This window comes from Enterobacter chuandaensis (genome assembly GCF_039718975.1).
Classification (GTDB): Bacteria; Pseudomonadota; Gammaproteobacteria; order Enterobacterales; family Enterobacteriaceae; genus Enterobacter; species Enterobacter chuandaensis.
The window spans coordinates 3044245-3061685 of record NZ_CP097173.1 but is presented as its reverse complement, the minus strand read 5'-3'; the positions used below and the strand labels follow the sequence as shown (position 1 = coordinate 3061685).

General features: G+C 41.1%; 14 protein-coding genes. 13 read left to right on the top strand and 1 reads right to left on the bottom strand.

All coding sequences use genetic code 11. The annotated features are described in order from the left end of the window. The first annotated feature begins 6 nt into the window (after positions 1-6). From rfbH to ugd, 12 genes are all read left to right on the top strand, one after another. Positions 7-1320, top strand: a complete 1314-nt coding sequence (gene rfbH, locus MX657_RS14915; protein WP_265194560.1) for a lipopolysaccharide biosynthesis protein RfbH — start codon at positions 7-9, stop codon at positions 1318-1320. A gap of 23 nt (positions 1321-1343) precedes the next feature. Further along, complete coding sequence (locus MX657_RS14910) at positions 1344-2267, top strand: NAD-dependent epimerase/dehydratase family protein (RefSeq protein ID WP_119917002.1); 924 nt, start codon at positions 1344-1346, stop codon at positions 2265-2267. Positions 2268-2309: 42 nt separating this feature from the next. Beyond that, positions 2310-3602, top strand: a complete 1293-nt coding sequence (locus MX657_RS14905; RefSeq protein ID WP_119916980.1) for an MATE family efflux transporter — start codon at positions 2310-2312, stop codon at positions 3600-3602. A 4-nt stretch (positions 3603-3606) separates the two neighbouring features. After that, positions 3607-4608 carry a glycosyltransferase family 2 protein gene (locus MX657_RS14900; protein WP_119916981.1) on the top strand — a complete coding sequence of 334 codons (1002 nt, stop codon included), beginning with the start codon at positions 3607-3609 and terminating at the stop codon, positions 4606-4608. Between the two features lie 53 nt (positions 4609-4661). After that, positions 4662-5852, top strand: coding sequence for an O-antigen polymerase (locus tag MX657_RS14895; RefSeq protein ID WP_346806076.1), 1191 nt, complete (start codon positions 4662-4664; stop codon positions 5850-5852). Beyond that, positions 5842-6915, top strand: a complete 1074-nt coding sequence (locus MX657_RS14890; protein ID WP_244288158.1) for a glycosyltransferase — start codon at positions 5842-5844, stop codon at positions 6913-6915. The genes MX657_RS14895 and MX657_RS14890 overlap by 11 nt, the downstream gene beginning before the upstream one ends. Positions 6916-6922: 7 nt before the next feature. Beyond that, the gene (locus tag MX657_RS14885) at positions 6923-7867 is read left to right on the top strand and encodes a glycosyltransferase family 2 protein (RefSeq protein WP_119916983.1); all 945 of its coding nucleotides are present in this window, start codon (positions 6923-6925) and stop codon (positions 7865-7867) included. A 1-nt stretch (position 7868) separates the two neighbouring features. Then, a complete protein-coding gene (locus tag MX657_RS14880; RefSeq protein ID WP_119916984.1) occupies positions 7869-9311 on the top strand; it encodes a mannose-1-phosphate guanylyltransferase/mannose-6-phosphate isomerase in 1443 nt (480 codons plus the stop codon). Next, positions 9295-10719: a phosphomannomutase gene (locus tag MX657_RS14875; RefSeq protein ID WP_346808563.1), complete on the top strand. Its 1425-nt coding sequence runs from the start codon at positions 9295-9297 to the stop codon at positions 10717-10719. Before MX657_RS14880 ends, MX657_RS14875 begins: the two co-directional genes overlap by 17 nt. 96 nt (positions 10720-10815) lie before the next feature. Further along, positions 10816-12246 carry an undecaprenyl-phosphate galactose phosphotransferase gene (locus MX657_RS14870; protein ID WP_119916986.1) on the top strand — a complete coding sequence of 477 codons (1431 nt, stop codon included), beginning with the start codon at positions 10816-10818 and terminating at the stop codon, positions 12244-12246. Between the two features lie 151 nt (positions 12247-12397). Further along, on the top strand, positions 12398-13804 hold the full coding sequence (gene gndA, locus MX657_RS14865; protein ID WP_119916987.1) for an NADP-dependent phosphogluconate dehydrogenase: 1407 nt from the start codon (positions 12398-12400) through the stop codon (positions 13802-13804). 226 nt (positions 13805-14030) lie between these two features. Continuing rightward, positions 14031-15197 (top strand): UDP-glucose 6-dehydrogenase, encoded by a 1167-nt coding sequence (ugd, locus tag MX657_RS14860; RefSeq protein WP_119916988.1) that lies wholly within the window; start codon positions 14031-14033, stop codon positions 15195-15197. Between the two features lie 48 nt (positions 15198-15245). Here ugd and MX657_RS14855 read toward each other — a convergent pair whose 3' ends face one another. Further along, entirely contained in the window at positions 15246-16250 is a 1005-nt protein-coding gene (locus tag MX657_RS14855) for an NAD-dependent epimerase (protein WP_119916989.1), read from the bottom strand. Positions 16251-16443: 193 nt separating this feature from the next. Between MX657_RS14855 and wzzB the strand changes: the two genes are divergently transcribed. Next, a complete protein-coding gene (wzzB, locus tag MX657_RS14850) occupies positions 16444-17424 on the top strand; it encodes an LPS O-antigen chain length determinant protein WzzB (protein ID WP_119916990.1) in 981 nt (326 codons plus the stop codon). Positions 17425-17441 lie beyond the last annotated feature (17 nt).

The window sequence follows — 17441 nt, the reverse complement described above, 5'->3', positions numbered from 1 at the left end:
ATAGCAATGACAGCAAAAAACCTGCGTGAACAAATTTCCAAACTCGTTGCTGAGTATGCCGATGAGGCATTAAGCCCGAAACCTTTTAATGCTGGTGTCAGCGTTGTACCACCTTCAGGTAAAGTCATCGGGGCTAAAGAGCTACAGCTGATGGTTGAGGCTTCTTTAGATGGATGGCTTACAACGGGACGCTTTAATGATGCTTTCGAAAAGAAACTCGGTGAGTTTATTGGTGTACCACATGTATTAACCACCACTTCGGGTTCTTCAGCAAACTTGTTAGCTTTGACCGCATTGACGTCGCCAAAGTTAGGAGACCGTGCGCTCAAACCCGGTGATGAAGTAATTACTGTTGCCGCCGGGTTCCCGACTACTGTTAACCCAACAATTCAGAATGGGTTGATTCCAGTTTTTGTTGATGTAGATATCCCAACGTATAATGTTGATGCTTCTCTTATTGAAGCTGCTGTGAGTGAAAAATCAAAAGCGATTATGATCGCGCACACCTTAGGTAACACATTTGATCTTACAGAAGTTCGCCGCATCGCGGATAAGTATAATCTGTGGTTAATTGAAGACTGCTGCGATGCTCTGGGCTCGACATATGATGGCCAGATGGTAGGTACTTTCGGGGATATTGGTACAGTAAGTTTTTATCCGGCCCACCATATTACGATGGGTGAGGGCGGAGCTGTGTTCACCAAATCAGGTGAATTAAAGAAATTGATTGAATCTTTCCGAGACTGGGGACGTGATTGTTACTGCGCTCCTGGTTGTGATAATACCTGTGGGAAACGTTTTGGTCAGCAGTTGGGTTCTCTGCCATTTGGATATGATCACAAATACACCTACTCGCATTTGGGATATAACCTGAAAATTACGGATATGCAGGCTGCTTGTGGCCTTGCACAGCTCGAACGAGTGGAAGAGTTTGTGCAAAAACGCAAAGAGAATTTTGCATACCTTAAAAATGGTTTGCAATCCTGCGCTGAGTTTTTGGAATTACCGGAAGCTACGGAGAAATCTGATCCATCCTGGTTTGGTTTCCCTATTACGCTGAAAGAAACTAGCGGTGTTGAACGCATTGATTTGGTCAAGTTTCTTGATGAAGCTAAAATTGGTACCCGTCTGTTATTCGCTGGCAATCTGACGCGTCAGCCATATTTTGCAAATGTGAAATATCGTGTTGTGGGGGGATTAACAAATACAGACCGTATTATGAATCAAACTTTCTGGATTGGTATTTATCCAGGGCTGACTACCGAGCACCTGGACTACGTCGTGAGTAAGTTTGAAGAATTCTTTGGTTTGAACTTTTAATTTTTAAAATATTGGTGATTGTGATGATGAACAATAAAGAATATGTTGTTTTAACTGGAGCATCCGGATTTATAGGTAAGCATATGCTCAAAGCTTTGCAACACGTTGGCTTGTTTGTCATCGCAATCAGCCGTAATGTTGGGAATTATCATAATAGTACTACCCCTGGTTTAAAGTGGTGTGACTGGGAAAGTATCGACTCGGCAGTAGACGAAATGCCGATTGATGCAGTTATGGTCGGAGTTATTCATCTTGCTACAGAATATGGACGTAATACATCGTCACTGATGGAAGTTGAAGATGGAAACGTTGTAAAACCATTGAAACTTCTTGATTTGGCTGTTAAAAAACAAGCATCTATATTCTTAAATACAGATAGTTTTTTTGCAAAAGAAGCTTTTGATTATCAATATATGCGGCCATATATAATGACGAAAAGGCATTTTAATGAGATAGGAAGGTATTATAGCGATAATCATGATATTAGTTTTGTAAACATGAGACTTGAACATGTATACGGACCAGGAGATGCTGAAACTAAGTTTGTACCCCATATTCTATCCCGATTATGCAATGGGGATTTAGATATCCATTGTACTTCAGGACAGCAGATAAGAGATTTCACTTACGTCGATGATGTTGTCTCGGCATATTTGGTGGTTTTAGACAAGATTAGCGAAGTACCTACCTATATTGAATATCAGGTTGGTACAGGACATGGTGTTAATTTAAAAGAATTTCTTCTTTATTTACATGAGATGATACCTGGTTCTCCTGGTTCATTTAAATTCGGGGCTTTGGAGCAGAGAAAAAATGAAATAATGAAATCTGTTGCTAATAATGAAGGGCTAATATTGTTGGGATGGCAACCAAAATACGATTATAAAAGTGGTATTAGGGAAATGCTAAATGCTTATTCATTTGTTTGTGCAGAGAAAAAATCTTAATAAATTCAAAAAACATTTAAGACACAGTTGAACAATAATATAGTGAAATATAAATTGTTAAAGATTCCAAATCATTTAATCGTTGCCTGTTCTTCTTGGTTATCTAAAATAGTAATTGCTGGCGTACAACTTGCAAGCATAACTTATCTTCTTTCTATATTGGGAGAGGAGAAGTATGCGGCATTTAGCCTATTAACTGGATTGTTAGTATGGTGTAGCATTGTGGATTTTGGTATTGGGACTGGTCTTCAAAATTACATATCAGAATTCAGAGCAAAAAATAAAGATTATAGACCATTGATTAAAGCTGCATTGCAATTGAGTTTCGGTGCAATTCTCTTATTCATTGTGTTATTTTATTTTTTATCTGGGGTTGTCTCATCACGTTATCTTTCATCATTTTATGAGATTCTCCAGGGCAAGGCTAGTTCTATTTTCTTTATTGCATGCTTAGTGTTTAGTTCTATAGGTATTGGCACTATTGCATATAAAATCCTCTTCGCTGAATTAGTTGGCTGGAAAGCTAATATTTTGAACGCATCATCGTACATGGTGGGTTTACTAGGACTTCTATATGTATATTATGCAAAAATTCCTATCGACATAAAAGAATCACTGGTGATTGTATATTTGCCTGTTGGGGCTATTTCTGGCCTCTATATTATCTATAGATATTTCAAACTCTTTCATATAAAAACGACTAAATATCATTACTTAACTCTCCTTCGCAGATCTTCTGGTTTTTTCATTTTTACATTACTGTCTATTATAGTTCTTCAGACAGATTATATTGTTATATCACAAAGACTTGCACCAACTGATATTGTTCAATATACGATAACAATGAAGGTGTTTGGATTAGTATTCTTCATTTATACAGCTGTACTACAAGCACTATGGCCAATATGCGCTGAACTAAGAGTAAAGCGCGAGTGGAAGAAACTTAATAAAATGGTCGGCGTAAACATTTTATCTGGTTCTCTTTTCGTGATTGCCTGTACAATGTTAGCTTATGTTTTTAGAGTACAGATATTTGCAATAATTGCGAAGGGTATTACATACCAAGTTTCTATATGGTCATTTGTATTAATAGCAATCTATTTTTGTTTGCGTGTTTGGTGTGATACATATGCAATGCTCCTGCAAAGTATGAATTATCTAAAAATACTTTGGCTGATGGTTCCACTACAGGCAGTTATCGGGTTTATTTCTCAATGGTATTTCTCGTCTGCATATGGAATCAATGGTGTATTACTTGGATTAATTATCTCTTTTGCCCTGACTGTGTTTTGGGGACTTCCAGTAGCTTATGTTATAAAAGCAAAAAAGGTTTAAAATTATGCTCGTTTCATTTTGTGTACCTACGTATAATAGAAAAACATTCTTAGAAGAATTGCTAAATAGTATTGAAAATCAGAAGAAACCAAACTTTGATATAGAGGTTTGCATTTCAGATAATGCTTCTACGGATGGTACGGACATCATGATCGACATTTGGCGGAACAAATATAGTTTCCCCATTGTATATAAGCGTAATAGTGAAAATGTTGGCCCGGATAAAAATTTCCTTGAAGCGGTATCTTTGGCTAAAGGGGATTACTGTTGGATCTTTGGAAGTGATGATGCTCTCGCTGATGACGCTTTAGTTATTTTGGAGTCTTATCTTATTTCCAATGGGGATATATATCTATGTGATAGGTGCGAAACCGGATATAACTTAAATGATATAAAAAACCCACATCGTTCTTGGCTAAGTATTAAGGATAAATTAAACATTCTTGATGAAGAATTAGATAGAATTAATTATTTTAAAAGTTGTCTATCTATAGGTGGTGTTTTTAGTTATCTAAGTTCCTTAGTTGTAAAAAGACAGAGGTGGACTGCTGTAAAATTTGATAATTCTTTTATTGGAACTTCTTACCCTCATGTTTTCATTATGATGAATATATTTAATAATAATGGATGCCGGTTACATTATATCTCGAAGCCTCTTGTGCTTTGTCGTGGAGACAATGATACATTCGCGCACGAAGGCAAGGCACATAGAATAAAGATTGATTTTATGGGTTATTTTAAACTGGCTGATACTTTATACGCTAATAATCCAGTTCTCAAGAGGGAGTTTGAAAGTATTTTATTAAGTGAAAGACCTTGGATATATACAACATTAGCTGTTGCATGTTATGGCGATACAGCGGATAAAAGAGATATTTCAGACTTCTATGCTCGGTTAGGGTACTCAAAGAATCTAACTGGTACCTTACTCAGATTTGGGTTTTTAGCTGGATATGCTAAAAATGTTGATATCATCAAGAGATGCTTAAAAAAAATAAGCAAATGAATGCTAAAAAATCAGTTTACTTTATTTTCTGCCATTAAAAATGAGATATATGTATGGTACTAATAGCTTGGATTCTTGTTATAGCTCTATATCTGATTTGTGGCATACTTTATCTACAATTCCCACAATTATCACCTCTCGGAGCATTATCATTCCCTGATACAGTTAATGATCTAGCTATAGTAATTATAATAGGTATGTGTGGCGTATGTATGGGTTATTTATCCTTTTCAAAGGTCAGACTTATAGGTATAAGAGATTTTAATAATCCAAGTTTTATTAACTTTTGTTCGATGTGTTTCGCAATTGCAGCGCTCCTTGTTTTTTATTTAGGTGTCCATTCTTATGGAGGTTATTTCTCTTTCATCCATACTCCTTATGCACCGATCTATGAAGGAAGTGCCGAAAATGAAACCAAGGATGTTCTTATTTCTTCATCTGGTTTACTCTCAATTTATGCTTTGTTGACTAGTATTAGAACACAAATAAAAAATACGACTTTATTTAATAAAATAGTTATAATAATTTCTTTATTTGTTCTTATCTCTATCTTTATTCAAGGTCGCAGAGAGAATTTGATATTATTGATTTTTTGCTTTATTTCATATTATCTATTAAGCAGCAGTATCAATTTTTTACGTATTATTAAAGTTTTACTTATTTTTACTATTTTATTTTTTATAGCTGGGCTAGGTCTGTATCTTCGCGAAAGCACCTCCACATCGGGTGGTAGTATTATTACAGCAATTCCCTTTGCTATTATGTATGAAACACATTTTTCTTTAGCGACATTAGCTAATGAAGTCAGAGGGCATTTGTATAACAATTTGCCTTATGGTGGTGTTCTGGAGATTTTATCACCGATACTGTTCATTATCCCAGCATTTATATATGGTGTTTTAGGTTTAGATAAGCAAAAATTATTCGAAAATACTGAAATCCGTTATTATGAAGATAAAGGGGGGCAGTTTATTTTTACTGAAGGATTTCACTCTTTGGGGTATGTCGGAGTTTTTATTCACGGACTTATGCTTGGGATAACGTTGATAGTTTTTTACCGCATAGCAAAAAAGAGTGGATTAATAATTTATCATTTCCCAATTGTTTCATTGATTTTTGTAGCAATGCGAAAAGATCTGACATATGGTGTTAAATATATCTCCTTGTTATTCATTTTTATGATCTTCTTTTATTTTGTATATAAATTGCTACCACTCAAGACAGGTAAAATAGATGATGCATAAGGTACTTTTCATTAGTGCTTTCCATCCTGGAGCTAAAGGAACAATTGGTGCGGGGGAGGCAATATGTGGCGATAATTTAAAAAAGCATATAGCTAATGGTAGCGAAGTTGATGTTATCGTGTTGTCTCCGGCATCACAACATGAAAACCCGGATTTAAAAAAGTTATGTCATTCATATGAATTAATTAACGTTGATAAATTAGACTATGTTAAAGGTATTCTCTTTAACCTAAAAAACAGATCATTTTTAGCTCCATGGTTTTTTACTCGGGTCAGCAAAAAGTTAGTTGATTATGTTAATAAAAGATTGAAGGAAACAACGTATGATCTGATTTGGCTAGATTTTCCTTCTGTCTTAGGTGTGGTTAAACATATTTCACATAACAATATCATATATTTTGCACATGATGTTGTATCGCAACGAACGAGTCGCTCTTTGTTAAAAAAACCGATAAATTCAGAAATTTTAGGTATCGAGGCTGATTTGTTTAATAGTTTGTCGTCAATAATTGCGATGTCTAATAAAGATAGAGATTTAATTAACTCCATGAATTACTATGGAAATGTTGAAGTCGCAGAACTTGGTAAACAAAAAGTTGGTGAGGTTTTTAATTCTGTACCGATTGAAGAAATAGTTTCTGAATTTATGAATAAAAAAAATATTATTTTTTTTGGTAATATGACTCGCTCTGAAAACCATTGGTCTATAATATGGTTTATATTTTTTGTATTCTTGAGACTGAAACGCAAACAACCTAATCTTCATTTCTGGATTTTAGGTTTAGGTCCACGACGCCTGTTAAAGATTGTTGGTAGTTGCATTGCAAATGTTCATGTTGTTGGTGCTGTGTCTGATCCTACGTTAGCCTTCCAAAAATCAGATTTAAGCGTTGCCCCATTGTTATATGGTGCCGGCGTAAAAATTAAAGTACTTCAAATGCTTGATGCTGGAGCTAAAGTTGTTGCCACAGAGGTTGGGGCTGAAGGAATTCAGAAGCATAAAGATCTTTATGTAGTTGATAAAGAGAATATTGGAATAAAAATATTACAATTGTTGGATTAATATAAATATGTATTCATTTACTTTAATTGTACCAACATATAACGCAGGTGATAGATGGAAAGAATGGTTTATTGCTCTTGGGAAACAAACTATTCAACCATCAGAGCTAATTATAATTGACTCTTCATCTGTTGATAAGACGGCAGAAATAGCGAAAGAATTTGGTTGCAAATTAATCATAATCCCTTCAAGTGAATTTAACCACGGTGGTTCAAGAAATAGAGCACTCTCCAATGCGGCCGGAAGTGAACTAGTTGTATTTATGACGCAGGATGCCATCCTTGACAATGAGGATGCGTTGGCTCAAATGATAGCTGTATTTCGAGATCCTGAAGTTGCCGCTGTTTGCGGAAGACAAATTCCTCATTATGATGCAAACCCTTTAGCGATTCATGCCAGAAATTTTAATTATAGTTCTGATTCTCAAATAAAAAGCCAGTCTGATATAAATACTTTCGGTATTAAAACAGTATTTATGTCGAATTCCTTTGCTGCCTATAGGCGTACCGTTTTTGAACAATTAGGTGGTTTTCCTGAACATACAATTCTCGCCGAGGATATGTTTATGGCAGCAAAAATGATTCAGGCAGGTTATAAGGTCGCGTACTGTGCTGAGGCAGTAGTAAGACATTCTCACAACTATACACCGCAAGAAGAGTTCCAACGATATTTTGATACTGGCGTATTCCATGCATGCACACCATGGATCCAGCGCGATTTTGGCGGCGCTGGTGGTGAAGGATTACGGTTTGTTAAGTCCGAAATGCGATTTCTTCTTAAAGAGGCCCCCTTATGGATTCCCAGGGCGCTACTTACAACAGTTGCTAAGCTTTTAGGATATAAGTTAGGAAAACGTTGGCAGTCGCTACCATTGCCTCTGTGCCGGACTTTAAGTATGTACAAGAGTTACTGGAACAATGTCCAGGGATCAAAAACGAAAGAGATAAGATAAAATGTCTGTTCTTCCCGTAATAATGGCAGGCGGTACAGGCAGCCGTCTGTGGCCGCTTTCACGTGAATATCATCCTAAACAATTTCTTAGCGTTGAAGGTAAGTTTTCGATGCTACAAAATACGATATCCAGATTAGCGCCTCTCACAACGGCTTCGCCTGTGGTTATTTGTAACGACCGCCATCGCTTTCTCGTGGCGGAACAACTTCGAGCCATTAATAAACTTGCCAATAATATTATTCTTGAACCTGTAGGCCGTAATACAGCTCCAGCGATTGCACTAGCTGCATTAGGTGCTCGGCAGAATTCGTTGAATAATGATCCTATCTTACTGATTCTCGCAGCGGATCATGTTATTCGAGATGAGGCTGCTTTTATTCGGGCAATTAAGCAGGCTGAACCTCTTGCTCAGCAAGGTAAACTTGTGACGTTTGGCATCGTCCCTACGCATGCCGAGACGGGTTATGGATACATACGACGTGGTGAACATCTCGGGGAAGATGCTTTTGCTGTTGCTGAGTTTGTCGAGAAGCCTGATTTTGACACTGCCTGCCATTATCTTGAAACTGGGAAATATTATTGGAATAGTGGTATGTTCCTTTTTCGTGCAAGCGCTTATCTAAATGAATTAAAGAAATTATCTCCAGATATCTATCTTGCATGCGAAAAAGCAATAGGGCGTGTCAATCCCGATCTTGATTTCATTCGTATTGATCAAGAGGCATTTACGCTTTGCCCCAGTGATTCTATAGATTATGCCGTTATGGAGCATACGCAGCATGGGGTAGTTGTGCCAATGGATGCAGGCTGGTCAGATGTGGGGTCATGGTCTTCGTTATGGGATATTTCTGTAAAAGATCAGCAAAGAAATGTCCTTCACGGCGATGTATTTATACACAAAAGTGAAGATAATTATATTTATTCTGAAAGTGCATTTGTAAGTACTTTGGGCGTCACTAATCTTGTTATTGTTCAAACAGCTGATGCTGTGCTTGTTGCGAGTAAAAATGATGTACAAGACGTTAAGAAAATAGTAGACCATTTAAAACAAAAAAACAGAAGTGAATATAAGCAACATCAAGAAGTTTTTCGTCCTTGGGGAAAATATAACATAATCGATAGCGGTGATGGCTATTTAGTCAAACGTATTACTGTTAACCCAGGAGGGAAATTTGTTGCGCAAATGCATTACCATCGTGCTGAACATTGGGTTGTAGTATCTGGTACTGCCCGTGTCACAAAGGGAGAGCAGACATTCTTAGTCTCTGAAAATGAGTCAACCTTTATCCCGTTTCAGACAATTCATGCGCTAGAAAATCCAGGAATAACTCCATTAGAATTAATAGAAATCCAGTCTGGCTCTTACCTTGGCGAGGATGATATTATCCGCCTTGAACAGCGTTCGGGATTTTCAGAGGAAGGGAATGATGAACCAGGTAAGTAATAGTTGTGATGTAATTGCTGCCTCAGGCATTGCTTTTGGAACCAGTGGTGCTCGGGGTCTTGTTAGCGATTTTACACCTGAAGTATGTGCTGCTTTTACCGCTTCATTTGTGACCGTTATGCAGCAAGATTTTGTGTTTAAAACTGTTGCATTAGCGATTGATAATCGACCAAGCAGCTACGCAATGGCCCAGGCTTGCGTGGCAGCGTTAGAAGATAAAGGCATTAGTGCTATTTTTTATGGTGTTATCCCAACACCTGCTTTAGCGCTCCAGGCTATGACTGATCGTATTCCTGCAATCATGATCACGGGTAGCCACATACCGTTTGATCGGAACGGGTTAAAATTCTACCGTCCCGATGGTGAAATTACGAAAGATGATGAATTAGCGATACTTAAAACTGAAGCCACATGTAAAAAACTTGTACTCAAGACCTTGCCAGTTTCTACAATTGCTGCAGAAAATTACATCTCGCGTTATCTCTCCTTATTCCCTACGCCATTCCTTAAGAATAAACGCATTGGAATTTATGAGCACTCAAGTGCAGGGCGCGATCTTTATAAACCCTTATTTGAAGCCTTAGGAGCCGAAGTTATCAGTTTGGGTAGAAGCGACAATTTTGTTCCTATCGATACTGAAGCAGTTAGTGAAGGCGATAGGGAGAAAGCGATTCTCTGGGCTGAGCATTATAAACTAGATGCTATTTTTTCTACTGATGGTGATGGAGATAGGCCTTTAATTTCTGATGAGAAAGGGCAGTGGCTGCGAGGCGATGTTTTAGGTCTTTTGTGTTCGTTGGCACTTTCTGCTGAGGCAGTCGCTATTCCAGTGAGTTGCAATAGCATGATTTCTACCGGACATTTTTTTAAGCATGTTAAACTTACTAAAATTGGCTCTCCCTTCGTGATCGCGGCCTTCTCTGAATTATCAACACGCTATAAAAATATCGCAGGTTTTGAAGCTAACGGCGGGTTCCTGTTAGGAAGCAATATTTTAGTTAACGAGCAACCATTAGCAGCTCTACCAACTCGTGATGCTGTACTGCCTGCCATCATGCTTCTTTATAGTAGCAGAGACAAAAGTATTAGTTCTCTTGTTCAACAACTGCCTTGTCGCTACACTTACTCTGATCGATTACAGAACGTCAGCCCTGAAAAGAGCCACAAGTTGATTGCGATGGGCATAAAAAATCAGCAATTATTATTAAATACTATAGGTCTACAAGACGAAATTGCTGTATCGCTAGATACAACTGATGGGATAAGAATAGCGCTCAACAGTAATAGTATCGTGCATTTACGCCCTTCAGGAAATGCCCCAGAGTTACGTTGTTATGCAGAAGCTAATTCGCTCGAGACAGCTCAACATATTGTGAAGAGAGTTCTCACTACCATTGTTAATACTTAGTTGAGAATATCTTTATTTTCATTTTTGTGTTTGAGTGCAAATAAATAAAAACATATTTATACGATGTGTTGTTACCCATTTAGAGGGTGAGGGTTAATGGATAATATTCATAATAAGTATAATCCACAATTATGTAAGATCTTATTGGCTGTTTCAGATCTGATATTCTTTAATGTGGCTTTATGGCTTTCTTTGGGATGCGTATATTTAGTTTTTAATGAGGTTCAGCGTTTTATTCCGCAAGAACAATTAGACTCGCGCTTCATTTCCCATTTCATACTTTCAATCGTCTGTGTTGGATGGTTTTGGATACGTTTGCGTCATTACACTTATCGCAAACCATTTTGGTATGAATTAAAAGAGATTATTCGGACTATTGTGATTTTTGCCGTGTTTGATTTGGCGCTGATTGCGTTTACAAAATGGCAATTTTCTCGTTATGTTTGGGTGTTCTGCTGGTCGTTTGCGCTGATTTTGGTGCCCTTATTCCGTGTTCTAACAAAACACCTGCTAAATAAATTAGGTATCTGGAAAAAAACAACCGTCATTCTTGGATGTGGTGAAAATGCAATCGGCGCATACAATGCCTTGCAGAGCGAAGAAATGATGGGTTTTAATGTTGTGGCTTTCTTTGATACTGATGCTGTATCATCTGAAATTTGTTCACTACCTGTAATACAAGATGTAGAAAAAATTTGGAGTTTAAATCGCACTGGCGATATTCATTATATACTTGCCTATGAATATACCGAGCTTGATAAAACACAATTATGGCTTCGTGAGTTATCTAAACACCATTGTCGTTCAGTTACTGTTGTGCCTTCTTTCCGCGGATTGCCCTTATATAATACAGATATGTCCTTCATTTTTAGCCATGAAGTGATGTTATTGAGGATACAAAACAATCTTGCCAAAAGGACCTCTCGTTTTCTTAAGCGTACTTTCGATATTGTTTGCTCTTCATTAATATTGTTAGTCGCATCACCACTCATGATTTACCTGTGGTATAAAGTGACACGTGACGGTGGGCCAGCCATTTATGGTCATCAGCGCGTAGGGCGAAACGGAAAGTTATTCCCGTGCTACAAATTCCGCTCAATGGTGATGAATTCTCAGGAAGTGTTAAAAGAGCTTCTGGATAGCGATCCGGAAGCGAGGGCCGAGTGGGAAAAAGATTTTAAATTAAAGAATGATCCACGCATTACCGCTGTGGGGCGTTTTATTCGTAAAACCAGCCTTGATGAATTACCGCAATTATTCAACGTGCTTAAAGGTGAAATGAGCCTGGTTGGTCCGCGACCTATCATTTCTGACGAACTGGAACGTTACTGTGATGATGTTGACTATTATCTGATGGCAAAGCCTGGCATGACGGGCTTATGGCAAGTGAGTGGTCGTAACGACGTTGATTACGATACACGCGTCTATTTTGATGCATGGTACGTCAAAAATTGGACTCTTTGGAATGATATTGCCATTTTGTTTAAGACGGTGAAGGTTGTGTTACATCGCGATGGTGCATACTGAGATTTTCAGCCGATAATTCACTAGAAAATATGCAGTTATGTGATCAGTGCATCATTTGCTACCCTCTTACCTCGCCCTTGAGTTAACATGTTTTTTACTTTACCCGTCGTTCGCATTCCGGCGGGGTATCCACACCTGACAGGAGTATGTAATGTCCAAGCAACAGATCGGCGTTGTCGGTATGGCAGTGATGGGGCGCAACCTGGCGCTCAACATCGAAAGCCGTGGTTATACCGTCTCCGTTTTCAACCGCTCCCGTGATAAGACCGAAGAAGTCATTGCCGAGAACCCAGGCAAGAAGCTGGTTCCTTTCTATACGGTGAAAGAGTTCGTTGAGTCTCTGGAAACGCCTCGTCGTATCCTGTTAATGGTGAAAGCAGGGGCGGGTACCGATGCAGCTATCGACTCCCTGAAGCCTTACCTTGAAAAAGGTGACATCATCATTGATGGCGGTAACACTTTCTTCCAGGACACCATTCGTCGTAACCGTGAGCTGTCCGCTGAAGGCTTCAACTTCATCGGTACCGGTGTTTCCGGTGGTGAAGAGGGCGCGCTGAAAGGTCCATCTATCATGCCTGGTGGCCAGAAAGATGCATACGAATTGGTTGCGCCTATCCTGACCAAAATCGCAGCCGTGGCTGAAGATGGCGAGCCTTGCGTAACCTATATTGGTGCGGACGGTGCAGGTCACTATGTGAAAATGGTGCACAACGGCATCGAATATGGCGACATGCAGTTGATTGCTGAAGCTTATTCCCTGCTGAAAGGCGGCCTGAACCTCTCCAACGAAGAGTTGGCTGAAACCTTTACCGAGTGGAACAAAGGCGAGCTGAACAGCTACCTGATCGACATCACCAAAGATATCTTCACGAAAAAAGATGAAGAGGGTAAATACCTGGTTGATGTGATTCTGGATGAAGCAGCGAACAAAGGTACCGGTAAATGGACCAGCCAGAGCTCTCTGGATCTGGGGGAACCCCTGTCTCTGATCACCGAATCCGTCTTTGCGCGTTACATCTCTTCTCTGAAAGAGCAGCGCGTCGCGGCATCTAAAGTGCTGTCCGGTCCACAGACTAAACCAGCTGGCGACAAAGCTGAGTTCGTTGAGAAAGTGCGTCGTGCACTGTACCTGGGTAAAATCGTCTCCTACGCGCAGGGCTTCTCTCAGCTGCGTGCGGCGTCAGACGAGAACAACTGGGATCTGAACTACGGTGAAATCGCGAAGATCTTCCGTGCGGGTTGCATCATTCGTGCGCAGTTCCTGCAGAAAATCACCGATGCCTATACTGAGAACGCCGGTATCGCCAACCTCCTGCTGGCACCGTACTTCAAGAAGATTGCGGACGAGTACCAGCAGGCGCTGCGTGACGTGGTCGCTTACGCGGTACAGAACGGTATTCCGGTTCCAACCTTCTCCGCTGCGGTGGCGTACTACGACAGCTATCGTGCTGCCGTGCTGCCTGCCAACCTGATTCAGGCACAGCGTGATTACTTCGGTGCGCATACCTACAAACGCACGGATAAAGAGGGTGTCTTCCATACCGAATGGATGGAATGAGTTAACTCTCAGGAATAACATCAACCCGGAGCTCGTCTCCGGGTTTTTTTTATGCAAAAAATGCCGCGCAATATTCGAAGTAGTCTGAATCTCGTCCCGCTCGTAGTGATTGCTCCTGGTTTGCCTTGACAGTGCTGTTTGCCAGGAGGTACAAAGCCCAACAGTTATGTTTATCGCGATGGTCTGCCGGCCATCAATACAGTTAACTAAAAGAAGTCATTAGCGAATGAAAATAACAATTTCCGGAACAGGGTATGTCGGTCTTTCTAACGGCATTCTGATTGCTCAGAATCATGAAGTGGTTGCGCTGGATATCGTGCAGACTAAAGTGGATATGCTCAATCAGAAGAAATCGCCGATTGTCGACAAAGAAATCCAGGATTATCTCAGCAATAAAACGCTGAATTTCCGCGCCACGACGGATAAAGAAGATGCATACCGCGATGCGGATTACGTCATTATTGCCACGCCTACTGACTACGATCCAAAAACCAACTATTTCAACACCTCAACCGTAGAAGCGGTTATCAGGGACGTTATCGCCATCAACCCTGATGCGGTAATGGTCATCAAGTCGACGATCCCGGTTGGTTTTACCAAATCCATCAAAGAAAAGTTTGGTATTGATAATATCTTCTTCTCGCCAGAGTTCCTGCGTGAGGGGAGAGCGCTTTACGATAACCTGCATCCTTCCCGTATCGTCATTGGTGAACGTTCCGAGCGCGCTGAACGTTTCGCCGCGCTGCTTCAGGAAGGCGCAGTGAAGAAAGATATTCAGGTGCTGTTCACTGATTCAACCGAAGCCGAGGCGATTAAGCTTTTCGCGAATACCTATCTGGCAATGCGAGTGGCTTACTTCAATGAGCTCGACAGCTACGCAGAAAGCCTTGGACTGAATACGCGCCAGATTATTGAAGGGGTGTGTCTCGACCCGCGCATTGGCAACCATTACAACAACCCGTCATTTGGCTACGGTGGCTATTGCCTGCCGAAAGACACGAAGCAACTGCTGGCAAACTATCAGGCGGTGCCGAATAATCTCATCTCGGCGATTGTTGATGCTAACCGTACGCGTAAAGATTTCATCTCCGATTCGATCCTTGCACGTCAACCGAAGGTGGTTGGTGTGTACCGTCTGATCATGAAGAGCGGTTCCGATAACTTCCGCGCCTCTTCCATTCAGGGGATCATGAAGCGTATTAAGGCGAAAGGCGTAGAGGTTATTATCTTTGAGCCAGCCATGCAGGAAGATCAGTTCTTCAATTCCCGCGTGATCCGCGATCTGGATGCTTTCAAGAAGGAAGCGGATGTCATCATCTCGAACCGCATGGCGGAAGAGCTGGCTGACGTAGCGGACAAAGTCTATACCCGCGATCTGTTCGGTAGCGACTAATTCTCTTGCTTCATAAAAAACCCGGCTGATTTGCCGGGTTTATTATTTTCAGACCTTATAAAACTCTCGGTACCAGTCAACGAAGTTCTTCACGCCGTCTTTAACCGAGGTTTGCGGTTTAAAACCGATCACGTCATACAGCGCTTTCGTGTCGGCACTGGTTTCCAGTACGTCCCCTGGCTGGAGTGGCAACATATTTTTCTCGGCTTTTTTACCCAGTGCGTCTTCCAGTGCGGTGATGTAGTCCATCAGCTCTACTGGCGAGCTATTACCGATGTTGTAAACCCGGTAAGGTGCTGAACTGGTTGCCGGTGAGCCGGTCTCAACGGTCCAGTTTGTGTCAGGCTGGGGAATAACATCCTGCAGACGAATAATTGCTTCAGCAATATCATCGATGTAGGTAAAGTCGCGCTTCATCTTCCCGTAGTTATAGACATCGATGCTTTTGCCTTCAATCATTGCCTTAGTAAATTTAAACAGCGCCATATCCGGGCGTCCCCACGGACCGTACACGGTAAAGAAGCGCAGTCCGGTGGTCGGCAAGTTGTACAGGTGCGAATAGGTGTGCGACATCAGTTCATTGGCTTTTTTGGTCGCAGCATAGAGTGAAACGGGGTGATCCACTGAATCGTCAGTGGAGAACGGCATTTTGCGGTTGAGGCCATACACGGAGCTTGATGAGGCATAAAGCAGGTGCTGAACGTTGTTGTGACGGCATCCTTCCAGCACGTTGAGATGGCCAATAAGGTTGGCATCCGCATAGGCGTGCGGGTTTTCCAGGGAGTAGCGCACGCCAGCCTGTGCAGCCAGATGAATGACCCGATCAAACTTCTCACCGGCGAAAAGCGCTGCCATGCCTTCACGGTCCGCTAACTCCAGCTTGTGAAAGGTGAAACGCTCTGATTGCAGCCGTTCCAGACGTGCCAGCTTCAGGTTGACATCGTAGTAATCATTTAAGTTATCAATACCGACAACCTGATGGCCAGCTTCAATGAGGCGTTTACTGACATTCGAACCGATAAAACCTGCTGCACCCGTGACCAAAAATTTCATATATTCCCTCTTAAACCCTATTCTTACAGATGCTATAACGCATCACATGATGTCTATGATAGCGCGAAGGGGGATGAGTTACATAACCCATCTTTACGATATAACTCATCGGATTCTTATAGAAAAATCCGCAGTAATCGATAAACTATGCAAACATAATTATGTTTCCCCTTTTTCATCTGTTAGGGATTGTATGACGCAAAACAACAATAGCCAGGTCAGCCGAAGCAACGACCCTGAGCAAATTGATTTACTTGATTTAGTGGTACAGCTGTGGCGTGGGAAATGGATAATAGCAACGTTTGTCGTTGTTTTTATTGCCCTGGCCGTGGGATATCTCACAGTTGCAAAGGAAAAGTGGACCTCAAGTGCGATCATCGCCCAACCTGATGCGGCGCAGATAGCGACCTACTCAAACGCATTGAACATCCTCTACGGCAGCGCTGCTCCTTCAATGCTGGACATTCAAACGCGCGCGATTGATCGTTTTAACGCCTCTTTCTCGGCGTTATCGCAAGCCCTGGACAACCAGGATGTGCCTGAAAAACTGACCATTGAGCCTGCTGTTAAAGGGCAGCCGCTGCCGTTAAGCGTATCCTATACCAGTACCTCTGCAGAAGCGGCGCAAAAGCAATTGGCGCAGTACATCCAACAGGTTGATGAGCAAACGTCAAAGGAACTGGCCCTTGATCTCAAAGACAATATTAAAGAGCAGATTAAAACCCTGAACGATTCTCTGGTTAGCCAGGAGAAGGTCGCTCAGGAGCAGAAAGATCTGCGTATTAAACAGATTGCAGAAGCATTGAAGAATGCTGAAGCGGCGAAAATCTCCTCGCCACAGATTCAGCAAACCCAGGATGTCACCCAGGAGACGATGTTCCTGCTGGGTAGTGAAGGGCTGAAATCGATGATAGATAATGAAGCGTCCCGCCCGCTGATCTTCTCTACCGCATATTATCAGACCAAACGAAACCTGCTGGACATCCAGAACCTGAACGTAAACCCGGACACTATCCATGTTTATCGTTACGTTATGAAGCCGGATCTGCCCGTTCGTCGCGATAGTCCTAAGAAAGCGGTTATTCTGGTTCTTGCCGTGCTGCTGGGCGGTATGATTGGCTGTGGTGTGGTTCTGGGGCGTAATGCATTGCGCAACTACAAACCTAAAGCCTGATTTGCAGATAAAAAAAA